Annotated in this window: 10 protein-coding genes and 2 pseudogenes; 6 read left to right on the top strand and 6 right to left on the bottom strand. The window is 67.9% G+C overall.

Going from position 1 to position 13,078, the window contains the following annotated elements; genetic code table 11:
* Positions 1–1,545: an N-6 DNA methylase gene (locus tag ACFYL4_RS15290; RefSeq protein WP_387518849.1), complete on the top strand. Its 1,545-nt coding sequence runs from the start codon at positions 1–3 to the stop codon at positions 1,543–1,545.
* A gap of 145 nt (positions 1,546–1,690) precedes the next feature.
* On the opposite strand, the gene ACFYL4_RS15285 is transcribed toward ACFYL4_RS15290, so the two are convergent.
* Genes ACFYL4_RS15285 through ACFYL4_RS15265 form a run of 5 tightly spaced genes read right to left on the bottom strand, consistent with a single transcriptional unit; the run spans position 1,691 to position 7,974 of the window.
* Positions 1,691–4,594 carry a type I polyketide synthase gene (locus ACFYL4_RS15285; protein ID WP_387518848.1) on the bottom strand — a complete coding sequence of 968 codons (2,904 nt, stop codon included), beginning with the start codon at positions 4,592–4,594 and terminating at the stop codon, positions 1,691–1,693.
* Positions 4,591–5,319 (bottom strand): class I SAM-dependent methyltransferase, encoded by a 729-nt coding sequence (locus ACFYL4_RS15280; protein WP_387518847.1) that lies wholly within the window; start codon positions 5,317–5,319, stop codon positions 4,591–4,593. Before ACFYL4_RS15280 ends, ACFYL4_RS15285 begins: the two co-directional genes overlap by 4 nt.
* A gap of 47 nt (positions 5,320–5,366) precedes the next feature.
* Entirely contained in the window at positions 5,367–6,725 is a 1,359-nt protein-coding gene (locus ACFYL4_RS15275; protein ID WP_387518846.1) for a hypothetical protein, read from the bottom strand.
* Positions 6,692–7,498 (bottom strand): DUF742 domain-containing protein, encoded by an 807-nt coding sequence (locus ACFYL4_RS15270; protein ID WP_387518845.1) that lies wholly within the window; start codon positions 7,496–7,498, stop codon positions 6,692–6,694. The genes ACFYL4_RS15275 and ACFYL4_RS15270 overlap by 34 nt, the downstream gene beginning before the upstream one ends.
* Positions 7,495–7,974, bottom strand: coding sequence for a roadblock/LC7 domain-containing protein (locus ACFYL4_RS15265; RefSeq protein ID WP_387518844.1), 480 nt, complete (start codon positions 7,972–7,974; stop codon positions 7,495–7,497). The genes ACFYL4_RS15270 and ACFYL4_RS15265 overlap by 4 nt, the downstream gene beginning before the upstream one ends.
* Positions 7,975–8,274: 300 nt before the next feature.
* On the opposite strand from ACFYL4_RS15265, the gene ACFYL4_RS15260 reads away from it, so the two are divergent.
* The 5 genes and pseudogenes from ACFYL4_RS15260 to ACFYL4_RS15240 all read left to right on the top strand — a co-directional run bounded on the left by ACFYL4_RS15260 (position 8,275) and on the right by ACFYL4_RS15240 (position 12,394).
* Positions 8,275–9,555 (top strand): helix-turn-helix domain-containing protein, encoded by a 1,281-nt coding sequence (locus tag ACFYL4_RS15260; RefSeq protein WP_387518843.1) that lies wholly within the window; start codon positions 8,275–8,277, stop codon positions 9,553–9,555.
* Positions 9,552–10,442, top strand: a complete 891-nt coding sequence (locus tag ACFYL4_RS15255) for an aminoglycoside phosphotransferase family protein (RefSeq protein WP_387518842.1) — start codon at positions 9,552–9,554, stop codon at positions 10,440–10,442. The genes ACFYL4_RS15260 and ACFYL4_RS15255 overlap by 4 nt, the downstream gene beginning before the upstream one ends.
* 69 nt (positions 10,443–10,511) lie before the next feature.
* A pseudogene (locus tag ACFYL4_RS15250) lies at positions 10,512–10,790 on the top strand (helix-turn-helix domain-containing protein); the annotation flags it as partial.
* 330 nt (positions 10,791–11,120) lie between these two features.
* Positions 11,121–11,834, top strand: coding sequence for a hypothetical protein (locus tag ACFYL4_RS15245; RefSeq protein ID WP_387519043.1), 714 nt, complete (start codon positions 11,121–11,123; stop codon positions 11,832–11,834).
* Positions 11,834–12,394 (top strand): flavoprotein, encoded by a 561-nt coding sequence (locus ACFYL4_RS15240; RefSeq protein WP_387518841.1) that lies wholly within the window; start codon positions 11,834–11,836, stop codon positions 12,392–12,394. Before ACFYL4_RS15245 ends, ACFYL4_RS15240 begins: the two co-directional genes overlap by 1 nt.
* Before the next feature lie 303 nt (positions 12,395–12,697).
* On the opposite strand, the pseudogene ACFYL4_RS15235 reads toward ACFYL4_RS15240, so the two are convergent.
* A pseudogene (locus ACFYL4_RS15235) lies at positions 12,698–13,078 on the bottom strand (hypothetical protein); the annotation flags it as partial.

The raw sequence follows: 13,078 nt of genomic DNA, 5'->3' as shown, positions 1-13,078 counted from the left end.
GTGACCGATCCCAAGCGTGCCGCTGAGACACAGCGGCTCGTCCGCAAGCTCATTAACTTCCGCAACGTGATGCGCGACGACGGCGTCTCCACCATCGACTACGTCGAACAGCTCACCTTCTTGCTCTTCCTGAAGATGGCGCATGAGCGGGAGAACCGCGGTCTCAACCCGGAGCGGATCCTGCCGGACAGTCCTGCATGGAAGGACCGGGGGTGGTCGGAGCTCGTTCGCAACGACGGCGCCGACCTTGAGAAGGCCTACCAGGAGCTGCTCAACGACCTCGGGACCCAGCGGGGAACACTCGGCGTGATCTTCCGAAAGGCCGAGAACAAGATCAAGGACCCTGCCAAGCTCAAGCGCCTGGTCCAGGACTACATCGGCAAGGAACAGTGGTCCCAGCAGGGAACCGACGTTAACGGCGACGCCTACGAGGCACTGCTACAGGCGGGCGCGGAGGACACCAAGACCGGCGCGGGTCAGTACTTCACCCCGCGTGCTCTGGTGGACGCAATGGTGGACTGCGTCCAACCGACACCGGAGGACAGCATTACCGACCCGGCAGCGGGAACGGGTGGTTTTCTGCTCGCGGCGCGCGCCTACATTGGGAGGAAAGCGGAAGAGAAAGGCGGTTCCCTGACCCCGGAACAGCACAAGCACCTGCACGGGGGTGGGATCTGGGGTAACGAGCTTGTCAACGGCACTGCGCGTCTCGCCGCGATGAACCTGCTCCTGCACGGGATCGGCAAACACAACGGCCCCGAGCTGATCACGGTCGGGGACTCCCTCGCCCAGCCACCCGTTAAGCGGGCTACCCTTGTCCTGGCTAACCCCCCGTTCGGGCGCAAGTCCTCCATCACGGTGTTCAACGAGGAGGGCAAAGCCAACCGGGAGGAGATCTCCTACAACCGCCGGGACTTTTGGGCCACCACCACAAACAAGCAGCTCAACTTCCTCCAGCACATCGCCTCGCTGATGGAGATCAACGGGCGTGCGGCCGTCGTCCTCCCTGACAACGTGCTCTTCGAGGGCGGGGCGGGGGAGACCATCCGCAAGCGGCTGCTGCGCAACTACGACCTGCACACTATGCTCCGCCTGCCTACCGGAATCTTCTACGCGGGTGGTGTGAAGGCCAACGTGTTGTTCTTCGAGCGTCGGACCGTGAGCACCGACGAGTGGCGGACCCAGAAACTGTGGGTCTACGACTTCCGCACCGGGCAGCGCTTCACCCTCAAGCAGAAGCCGCTGACCCGCGCCCACCTGGATGACTTCGTCACCTGCTACAAGCCAGGAGAGGACCGCACCACCCGGGCCGAGACCGAGCGGTTCAAAGCGTTTACCCTCGAAGAGCTCCTGGCCCGGGACAAGGTCAACCTCGACATCACCTGGATGCGTGACTCCGGGCTCGACGACGCGGACTCCCTAGCTCCGCCAGAGGTTATCGCCGCGGAGATTGTGGAGGACCTCCAAGCAGCACTCTCCGAGTTCGCGGCCATCGCGGACTCTCTCGGCGGCGGGGTGAAAGAGCAGGAGCTTCCTGCTGAGTAACGCGGGAACCTGATGGTGTAGAACGGCAGCGGGCTGTTGGGGCACCGACGAAACTGACGGGCCAGGGGAAACAGCCTGGTTCAGCGAAGTTGGCTCCCCGCTCCGGTCCCTCGCGGAGCGGGACCACAGCGGGGCGCCTCCGGGGTCAGGGGAGAACGGACGGAGACCCTTCCGGGGAGGGCTGGTGCGGGTCGGGCAGGCGTTCGACCAGGGCCGCGGCGACCTGGCGCCAGGTCTGGTCGGGAAGGAACGCCTGGACGTCGATCCGGGCCCACGGGGGTACACGGCGTAGCCGTGAAGTGAGCTGGAGCAGACCGTGGCTTTCCAACCCGCTCTCGATCCAAGTGCCGTCCATGTCCAGGCCCTCGGGCAAGGGGAGCAGACGGGAAACCTCAGTAATCAGGTGTGCCTCGACTTGATCAGGGGCGGGCACGGGAAGCGCTCCGCCGTCGTCCACGGGCGCGGCGCGGCCGGTGCGGTCCCACCCCGGAGCGATCACCAGGTGAGGGTGGGCCCGCTCGATCGGTCCGGTGGGTGTGACCCCCGCCGTGTAGAGCTCCCCGATCCCCTGGGCGAGGCCATACGGGTCACCTGTCACCGCGCATGTCGCCGACTGGGGGAGGGTGTGCGCCACGTGCTCCACGAGAAGGGCGCGAGGCCCGATCTCCACGAACACCACCGGCCCCTCACCTTCGCTCGCGGCGGCGCTCAAGGCTCGGGTGAAGCGCACCGGTCGCCGGGCTTGCTCGGACCAGTAGGCGGGGTTCCACAGACCAACCGTGTCCCTGGGGTGGTCGGGGTGGGCGGTGGAGACGATCGGGACCTGGGCGGGGCGGTGGACCAGCCCGGCCAAGGCCTCGCGCAGCGCGGGCACGAGAGGTTCGACGAACGGGGAGTGGGCGGGGATCACGTCGGGCACCGGCTTGCACCACACGTCCCGTTCGGCCAGGCGTGCCTGGAGGTGGTCCAGATCCTGGGTAGGTCCGGCCACGACCTGCACGGCGGGTGCGCTGTAGGAGGCGATGGTGACCCTGCCCTCATCGGGCGCGGTGAAGGCGTCGAACTCATCGACGCTCGCACGGATCGCCAGCAGCCCACCGACGTCGGACAAGCCCGAAAGGAGTTCGGACCGTCGGGCCAGGACCCGGGTAGCGGCGTCCAGGCCCAGGACCCCGGCGGTGTGGGCGGCGGCGATCTCCCCGACCGAGTGCCCCAGCACCAGGTCGGGTTCGATTCCGCGTTGGGCCAGCAGAGCGGTGAGGCCGATCTGGGTCAGCGTCGTGCAGTGCTGGGCATCCACGAAACCGGTGATGGCCTCGCCCGGCGCCCATACCTGGTACCCGCTCTGCTGCGCCAGGGCGGCCCGTGCTTCCTCCACCGCCCGGGCGAAGGCCGGCAGACACATGAGTTCAGCCCCGGACGCCGGGTAGTGTCCGCCGTGCCCGGTGTAGACGAACACGACTCGGGGTCGTTTATCCGGGGCAGAGCGAGGGGCGACGACGTGGGGATCGGGGGTACCGTCTTGGAGGGCGCGCAGTCCTTGTACCAGGGATCCCAGGTCAGCTGTGGTGACGGCGGCCCGGTAACGGTGGTGGGGGCCGCGCGCCAGGGAGGTATCGGCCACCGTCCCCACCGACCCGCCCCGGGGAGCGTTGACCGCGAGGTGCCCGGCGGCCGCAGACAGAGCGGCGGGGGTGTGGGCGGAGACGAACACCGTCTCCGGTAGCGGCATCGGGTCCTCACGCTCTGGCGATTCGAGCCCGGGGGCTTGCGCGAGGAGGGCGTGTGCGTTGGAACCGCCGAACCCGAAACCGCTCACCCCCGCCACGCGCCCTCCGTCATCGCCAGTCCGGTAGGGCCAGGGTTCCAACTCGATGGGCACCCGGATCCGTCCTTCCAACCCGTCTCTGAGCCGATGGTGGTGCGACGTGGGCGGGACCTGCCCGTGGTGGACCGCCAAGGCGGCGGCCATGACTCCCAGAACCCCGGCGGCGCCTTCGAGGTGGCCGAGCACGCTCTTGACCGACCCCACCGCAACCGGAAGATCCTGCTCCAGCCCTTGGGAGATCCCGACGGCCTCGACGCGGTCTCCGGCCTTGGTGCCTGTTCCATGGGCCTGTACCCACCCCACCCGCCTGGCCGCTACCCCGGCGTCGGCGAGCGCCCGTCGGATCGCCTGAGCCTGGCGGCTGGAGCGCGGGGCCAACAGGTGCGGGGACCGGCCGCCGTGGCTGAGCCCGGTCCCGGCCACGTTCGCCCACACCCGGTGCCCACGTTCGACGGCCAGATTGGCGCGGGTCAGCACGAGCACGACCGCGCCCTCGGAGCGCACGTACCCGTCGGCGTCTTGGTCGAAGGGCTTGCACCGGCCGTCAGGCGCCAGGACCCCCGTCTCGGTGAAGGAGGTGGTGATGACCGGGTTGGTCAGGACGTTGCTGCCTGCCACCAGGGCCTGGTCTACGTCGCCTGTGCGTAGGTCGCGCACCGCGTAGTGCAACGCCGTCAGCGAGGAGGAACAGGCGGTGTCCAGGGTCAGAGAGGGCCCGTCCAAGTCCAGGGCGTGAGAGAGCCGGTTGGCCAGGATCGCCATCCCCGCACCCGAGGAGGTGAACACCCCGGCCCGGTTCCTGGGGGCGAAGTTCTTCGCGGCTTGGTCGACGCTGGCCGCCCCCACGTACACCCCGGACCGTGACCCGGCCAGCGAGAAAGGGGCGATACCGGCGTCCGCCAGCGCTTCGTAGGCAACTTCGAGGACCCACCCCTGCTGGGGGTCCATCTCAGCGGCCTCATCGGCGGTGACCCCGAAGAAGGCGTGGTCGAAGCCATGGTCCACGATCCCAGCAGGGAAGGGCTCGGCCGGGACCTGCGTGGGATGCATACGCTCGACCATCGCCTTCCACCGGTCCTCGGGGACACGAGTGATGTGATCACGGCCCTGGGAAACGGCCTTCCACAACTGGTCGGGGTCGTTGACGCCCCCGGGGAGCCGACAACCCATGCCGATGATCGCCACCGGCTCACGCATTTGGGTGAGGGAGGTCGTGGTCATCGGCGCGGCTCCCGGGCCACCCACACGCCCGCCGAGCCCATGACGGTCAGGTCCACGCGGGCGAAGTGCAGATCCAGCATCGCCCGCAGATCGACCAGCCGATCGCCGCTGTTGTGGAACATGTTCCGGCCCGGCTTGTTGTAGACGTCCTGGAGTCGGCGGGCGAGCCAGTTGTTGCTGGTGCGCGGGTCCCCGGTACCCAGGAGGGTGGAGCCGAAGAACACCCCACCATCGCCCAGCACCCGAGCGGCTTCGGAGAACGCGGCGGCCTTGTGCCGCATCGTCTGGCCGGGAACGCAGTGCAAGACGTGAAACATCGCGACCGAGCCCACTGAAGTATCCGGCAGCGGCCACGGGGCGGTGAGCACGTCGTGCTCGTGCGCAATGACTTGGCCGTGCTCGGCCAGCTTGGGAACGCAGTAGTCCAACGGCGCAGGGTTGAGGTCCATCAGGTGGATCTGCCGCAGTCGCGCGGACACCACTTCGCCGGCGGGCGTGGCCGGGGCGGGCGCCCGGAGCAGGAAGTGACCGTCGGCGGGGCCCACCTCCAGGTGGGTGGGGGCCATGTACAGGGCGTACAGGTCCAGGATCTTCTCGTTGTCGACCTTCCACGCCAGGCGGTGCGACCAGCGCACCACGACCTGGCCGTAGCGCTTGAGGTTGCGGTGGCTGTACAAGCGGGGGTTGGGCGCGGAACGGGTGGTGCGGGGGGTGTTCTCGGGCATGGCGCGGTGACGCCTTCCATCTCGAAGAAGGACAGGGGAAGTGGGGGTCAGAGGGTGAGCAGGTGGTTCATCCGTGCGGGGTCGTCCAGCCCGGCCGCCCACGCCGCGGCCCCCTCGGGGGTGGAGACGGTCTCGGCGAAACCGGTCAGGACGTGCTCGGGCAGGACACCGCTCCAGTAGGCGGAGACGAATCCGCCGAAGGCTGAGGTGTACTGGCCGTGTCGGGCCCAGTAGGCCTCCCAGGCCCCGGTCAGGAACGCCGAGTCCAGCACTCCGTTGGCTTGGCGCTGCTGGCGGATCTGGTCGCGCAGCGTCGAGGCCACCCAGGTCGAGGCCCCGGCACCCTGGCCGGAGGCGTGCTCGACGGTCATCGTGGCGTCCCCGATGCCCACCACGGGTGTGCCGGCGATGGTGGTGACCGGACGGCGCACCTGCGGATGGACCTCGCGCACCAGCTCAGACCCTGGGATCACTCTCCCCTGGGCGCACAGCCCAGCGAGTTCGGGGGCGAGCGCGGGAAGCTGGCCCAGCACGTGGGCCCAGGCCGCTTGGGCGTGCGCGCCGTGCCTGCGCGGTAGCCCCGAACCCGTCTCGGAGTCATCGCCCTGGGGTGTGATGGCCGAGGCGGGGTCCAGTGGGCTGTGGGTGCGGGCCATGACCTGCACGCACAGGGCCGCGTACGGGGTGACGTGCACGGGTGGGGCGTCCAGGGCGGACAGGGCTCGCACCTGGGAGGGGGCGAGGCCGTCGACGGTCAGGACGGGGTAGACCATGACCTCGCCCCACGGGCAGGTCAGCACCTCCACCTGTTCGGGGAGCAGCTCGTCGGGTACGGCCAGGTGGACTTGGACGAGGACCCTGTCGGTGGCCCCACCGGTACGGTCGGGATCGGGTGAGAACAGGTGGCGCAGGTCGGAGTCGACTCCGGGGGCGACCACCACCAGATCGTGCAGGCGGGAGGAGGCGAACCCGGCCACATCGCCCGAGGTGCAGGTGCGTTCGTGCACCCGCCCTCCCCGGTTGGTGACGTGTTGGAGCCAGTAGGCGCTCTTGAGTCGGTGATCGACCGCCACCGCCGGCCCCGGCAACGGCGCGGTGAAGGCGAACGCTTCACCCTCGGGTGGGGTCATGCGCATGCGCACCTGGTGGGCGGGCGGCGCGGTGTGCTGCCACAACCCCAACCCCAACGCGAGTTCGGTGGCGTGCACCGAGGGCAGGGTGAGCTGGGTCAGCCCGGCGGGGTTGCCCAGGATCTCGGGTGTGGAGTGGCGTGTGAACACGTCCACCCTCCACCCGTCGTCCAGCAGTCCGGTGGCCAAGGTGAGAGCGGAGTGTCCGGAGCCGAACACCACCGCACGCGGGGCCGGGTTCATCATCGGCCACCGCCGCTCATCAGCGCCGAGCACAGGTCCATGAGAGCCTCGCACGTGCCGCGCCCGTGTACGTCGCCAACCACCACCGGGGTCCGTGAGGGCAAGCCGAGACAGGCGCGCACCACATCGGTGTCCACCTCGCCCTCTTCGGTCTCGTGGACCAGCACGACCACGGGCACATCGGCCTCACGCAGGGCCAGTAGGCTCTCACGGGTCGCGGCGAGTTCCTGCCGTGAGTCCCTGGTGACGACCACGGCCCCGAACGCCTCGCGGCACACGTCCCCCCACACCGGGCTCGCTCCGCCCAGGTCACTGATCCCCAGGGCCAGCATGTCCAGGTCCGGGGCCAGGCGGGTAGTGGCCACCTCGACGCGGGGCGATTCCTGCAAGCACCACGGATCGTCACCAGAGAGCCTGGTCAACGCGCTGTAGGTGTGGTCTTGGCGGGTGCTGACGATGAGCGTCTTGATCACCGAGACCGCGACCGGTACCGGGCGGGTAAGGGTGGCCCAGGTACGCAGTCGTTCGGCCCAGGCCGGGGCACGCACCACACGCACCAGATCCGCATCGGCCAGTTCGGTGACCACCACCCCGACCACGGCGGGGGAGTGGCCCATGCGGGCGGCCAACTCGGCGACCGTCACCGCCCGCTCCAGCTCCCGGCACACCCGGAGACAGCGGCGGAACGACTCGGGAAGATCGGGTTCATAGGAGATGGGGACGGCCGGGTTGGCCTCGATCAACGAGTGCATGACCACTCCGGTGGAAGGGCGTACCAACAGCGCCGCGGGTGCCTGGGCACTCACCGCGAGACCTCCCGTCCGCGAAGATGCTCAGCTCGCGAAGCCAGGTCTTCCTGAGGCAGCAGGGGCTCGGCCTGGATGGCGAACCGAGCCAGGGCGTAGGCGACCTGCTTCAACTCGTTGTCGGACCCACCAACAAACAAGCCTAGGCCGAACGCGCTACCCAGCGGGGCCAGAACGAGCGCCCCCGACTCGTAGCGGACCACGATCGTCTCGGCCTCGCCGCGATCGGTGAGCTTCCCAGCTCCGCGGGAGAGTAGCAGCACGTTCGTCAGGATCGCGGTGACGCTCTCCGCGCCGACCTGGTCCAGGTCTCCGGCGCGCAACAGGTGCAGCCCGTGCGTGCCGAACACCACCCCGTAGGAGGTGCCGGTCCGCTGGACCAGCTGGTTCAACAGGCGTTGGAGGTCGTCGTGGTGTTCGGGGGTCGGTGCCGAGGCGTTCATCAAGCGCGGTGGCGTAGGGGTCGTGGTCGTCATGTCCAGCAGTGTCCGGCCCTCCGGTACGGGAACCTATGCGCACGCGGATAAGCGTCCTGTTCGATTTATGCGCGCTGTTCGATTCCTTGCCCCTGAAAAGCCCAAAGGTTCCATCGACGCTGCTTCAGCCCAAGAAGAGCCTCCACCACCTGGAGGATTCACGGTTACGGTAGGCACATCTCGTTACACCCCCAGGTGGCGGAGGAACCCCCGATGCGTTGTGGAAACTGCGGACGAGCCCGCGACGGTCACCGCGAGGCCTGCGAGTGCGTCCCAGCCTGGGTGTGGCGCGATCCCGAGGTGCTGACCGCGGTACGTGAGCGCGACGCCCAACGAGTGATCCAGTTCCTGCGGCGTCGTGTGAAGAACCTGTCCCAGGAAGCCCTGGCAGGGATGTGCGGGGTCGCGCAGAGCACCATCAACCGAGCCGAAGCCGGGAAGGGACTCACTGACCGGCGCAGGGCGGTGGAAGCCCTCCAAGGACTCGGGGCACCTCTGGAAAACGAAGATCGGGTGATGCCTCTCACGGGATTTCCTACCGCCCAAGTAGTTCCATCCGGCGATATTCAGGTGAAGCTGGCAGACGTGGAGAGAAGACGTTTCCTTCGTACGGTCGGAACCGGTGTGGCGACGGCACCGTTGCTCAGCTTGACCGGTCTCCCCAACACCTCGTCGGCGGTAACCGTCGCCGACATCACCCAGGTCCACCAGGCCGCGACGATGTTCTCAAACTGGGACCACAGCTATGGCGGTTCGGGTGTGCGTGCCGTCGTCTCGGCCCAGTTGAAATGGGCGGTCGAACTGCTGGAGCGGAACATCCCGGCGCAGCACCACGCTGAGGTGTTCTCCGCCGTGGCACGGCTAGCCATGGTGAGTGGGTTCATGGCCTTCGACGCCTACGCCCACACACACGCGCGCACGATGTTCACCTTCGCCGCCCAAGCGGCCGAAGAAGCCGGAAATTGGCAGTTGAGGGCCAAGGTCCTCTCCCACCGAGCCCGGCAAGAGATCTGGTGCCGCAACCCCGAAGAGGGGCTCACGTTCGCTGAACTCGGCCTGGTGCGCGCCGATCGTCTATCCGAGGTGGAACAGGCGATGTTGCACACCGCACGCGCGCGAGCCTTCGCCAAACTCCAGGACAAGCAGGCGACCCTGGCCGCGATCGGCGCCGCGGACGAAGCTTTCAACAGAACCGAACGAGTGCCGCCACCCGCGTGGATGACCTACTACGACCAAGCGCAACACCACGGTGATACCGGACACGCGCTGTGGGACCTGGCGGTGGAAGGGCTCCGGGCGCCCAAGGACGCGGAGTGGCGCCTCGCGGCGGCGGTGCACGGCCATCCCGACGCCTACCGCAGATCACGAGCGATCTCCGGTATCAAACTCGCGTCCCTGCGACTGCGATTCGGAGACCACGAACAGGCCCAGTCCACGGCGGTGACCGCGCTGAGCGACATGGGTCAGGTGCACTCCAAGCGCGCCTTGGACGACCTGAAGGAGTTGAGCGTCACCGCGGCCCGTCATCAGGCGAGCGAGCTGAGCGAACACACCGCGACCGTGATCGAGAGCCAACCATGACCGAGACCGAGACCCCGTGGGGGAGAATTCTCAGCTCAGCCTTGGCCGGGGCAGGGCTACCTCCCATCGCTGCCCAAGCGCGTCCCATCCGTATCGGAGAGAACGCGATCTTCCGTCTGCCCGGCATCATCGCCCGAGTCTCAAGACAAGGGCAGGCACGAGCGGCACAACGGGAAGTGGACGTGGCGCGGTGGCTGGCCAATTCCGATTTCCCCGCCGTTCGAGCCCTTCCCGTGAAACAACCCGTGCTGGTGGAGGGCCGGGCGGTCTCCTTCTGGGAGCCCTTGCCCAAGCATTCCCCGGGTTCAGTCCTCGACATAGCCCGTCTGCTACGCGAACTGCACGCACTCCCCATTCCTGACCTGGAACTCGGGAAGTTGGACCCGTTGGTCCGTCTCCCCGAGCGCATCGCTGACGCCTCTGGTCACCTGCCCGAAGACGACCTCGACTGGCTCAGCCAGCGCGCGCGGCGGCTCCGCCAGGAATGGGACCACCTTCCCGCCGGACGACCGTGGAGGGTCGTCCACGGGGACGCCTGGACCGGCAACGTCGCCCGTTGCGCTGACGGCTCCATCGCGCTGATGGACCTGGAACGATGCTCACTCGGGCCACCCGAATGGGATCTGGTCTCGACCGCGATCAAGGCCCGTACCGTCAGTTGGTTGAGCCTTGAGGACTACGCCGACTTCGTGGAGGCGTACGGCGGAGGCGAGGTGTCCACCTGGTCGGGGTTCGAGCTGATGAGGGACATTCGCGAGCTGCGGATGACCACCTACTTCGCTCAGCACGCGGAGAAACCCGCGATGCGGGCCGAGGCCCAGTTGCGTATCGACTGCCTACGAGGTCGGCGCGGAGACCGCCCTTGGCCTTGGACACCGGCTACGTGAGCTGCTCGAACCGATTACCGGCGTCGGTCGCCTCGCGAAGACTCTCGTGAGCCCACGAAGTGAGAGCGTATGATCTGTCGAAACTGCGGACGAGCCCGTGAGGGCCACCATGGCGGCTGTGAGTGTGTCCCGGCGTGGGTGTGGCGTGACCCGGGAATGGTGGCGGCGGTCCATGAGCGCGACGCCCAACGGGTGATCCAGTTTCTTCGGCGGCGGGTCAGTAACCTTTCCCAGGAGTCCCTGGCACGGATGTGCGGAGTCGCCCAGAGCACCATCAACCGGGCCGAGTCCGGGAGGGGACTCACTGACCGGCGCAAGGCCCACGAGGCACTCCAAGGGCTCGGTGCCCCGCTTGAGGAACCCGTCACCGAGGGCGCTTCCTCGGGGGCGCCTCGTTCCCGTCAACGCGTTCCCCAGGTGGGTCCCATCTTGAACTTGAACGAGCTCGCACACACCCTGATCGGTCACACCGCACCGTCACCGAGCCCTCTGGAGACCCCCTCCCTGACTGGGCTCTCTCAGGAGGTTCGGTGGGTCAAGGACGCCTACCAGGCATGTCGGTACACGGAGGCGGCTGGCCGCCTCCCTCGTATCCTGCGCCACCTGGGTCAAGAACCCTCTGCCTTGGAGGAAGGGGCACGGAGTCTCTGGCTCCAGCTCAGGGCGGACGCGTACCACGTGACCGCGAGCGTGTTGCTCAAGTGCGACGAACGGGGCCTGGCTTGGTTGGCGGCGGACCGCAGCCACCAGGCGGCCCAGGCCACCCAGGACCCCGTGCTGGTGGGCTCCAGCGCGAGGGTGTTCGTCCGAGCGCTCATGCGCGAACGCCACTACCGAACGGCGGCCGACCTCGCGGTGAGCACCGCCGAGCGGTTGGGTCGTCCCACGGGTTCCTCCTCCACGGCGTCAGCGGTCTCGGTGTACGGCTCCCTGATGCTGATCGGTGCCGTGGCCGCGGCCAGGCAGGAGGACCGCGTGCGGGCGCTCTCCCTGCTGGACGAGGCAGATCAGACCGCTCGCCGACTGGGTGGAGACCACAACCACCGTTGGACGGCCTTCGGACCCACGAACGTGCTCCTGCACCGAGTGAGCACCGCGGTCGAACTCGGCGACGCCGGACAAGCCATTCACCAAGCACGCCAGATCGACCCCGCACGGGTTTCCCTGGTCGAGCGCGAGGTCGTGCTGTACCTGGACACCGCGCGTGCTTACGCCCAGTGGGGAAAGCTTCGAGAGGCCCACGAGGCACTGACGGCGGCGGAGCGGCTGGCCCCGGAGGAACTCAAGGAGAGGCCGATGGTGCATCGACTCGTCGACGAGCTACGGACACGGTCGACCGGTCACCTCAAGCGTGACTTCGTCCACTTAGCCGACCGAGTGGGCGTGGTCTGATGCCCGCTTCCACCACGCTCTACGTCGTCGTGTGCGCGGCGGGGCCGGCTGGACGTGTAGACCGGCTGATCCGCCCCGCGCAGGCTCGGGGTTGGCGGGTTCAGGTGATCGCGACGCCCGCCGCCGTGGACTTCTTCGACACTGGCGCGGTCGAGGAACTCACTGGCCGTCCCGTGCGCAGCCAGCACAGGGGGCCGGGCACACCGCGCTCGCCCAAGGCCGATGCGGTGGTCGTCGCTCCGGCCAGTTTCAACACGATCAACAAGCTCGCCGCGGGCATCGCCGACAACTACGCCCTCGACGTGCTGAACGAGACCATCGGACTGGGCGTGCCGGTCACGATCCTGCCCTTCGTGAACTCCGCCTACGCGGGTCGAGCCCCCTTCCGGAGGAGCGTGGCCGTACTCCAGGAGGAGGGCGTGAGGGTGCTCTTGGGTGTAGGCGGATTCCTCCCCCATCCGGCTGGACAGGGCACGGAGGCCTTTGAGCGGTTCCCTTGGGAGACCTCCCTGGAAAGCGTGGAGGAGCGGATCGGAGGCTTCGGGAATGGTGCGGCGTGAGGTGCGGCAACTGCGGAAGGGACCAGAGTGACCCAGAGTGACTGGGCCAAGCCTTGTGCGTGCGTCCCCTCTTGGGTGTGGCGCGACCCCGAGGTGGTCAGCGCTTCGCTCTCGACTGCGATGCGCCGGACTGTCTCGCACGTCAGAGTGGGGACGAGCCGGCCACGAGGCCACTGTAGAAACCCACAGCTCCAGCGGGGATATCGAGGGCAACCGACCGTTCCCGTCGGCCCTCTGGCTCCAGGAGTTCAAGCAGAGAAGGTCGCTGTTGGCCACCCCTGCTAGCACGGGCCGACCTGCCGATCAAGGGACTTCTGGCTCCGGGACCACCTCGTTTGCCTTGTCCCACCACGGGCTGATCAGCCCAGGGGGACGTTCACCTGAAGCGCCACGGAAATCCAACTCCCCGCCGCCGAACACGGCCTCCTCGAAGGACATTTTTCCTTCGGAGAGCCGGACCCCAGCGAAGGAGATTCTCCCAGCGGAGAACTCAGCGTGGCCGAAGAACACCTCGCCGCCGGAGAGATGGGCTCCGAAGAAGGACACCTCGCTGCCCGTGAACTGGGTCTCCTCGAAGGACACCCTCCCTTCGGAGAGCCGGACCCCAGCGAAGGAGATTCTCCCAGCGGAGAACTCAGCGTGGCCGAAGAACACCTCGCCGCCGGAGAGATGGGCTCCGAAGAA

It is taken from the genome of Nocardiopsis sp. NPDC006938 (assembly GCF_042869555.1).
Classification (GTDB): Bacteria; Actinomycetota; Actinomycetes; order Streptosporangiales; family Streptosporangiaceae; genus Nocardiopsis.
Note: the sequence above shows the minus strand (reverse complement) of the source record. Positions and strands in the feature narration are given on the sequence as shown.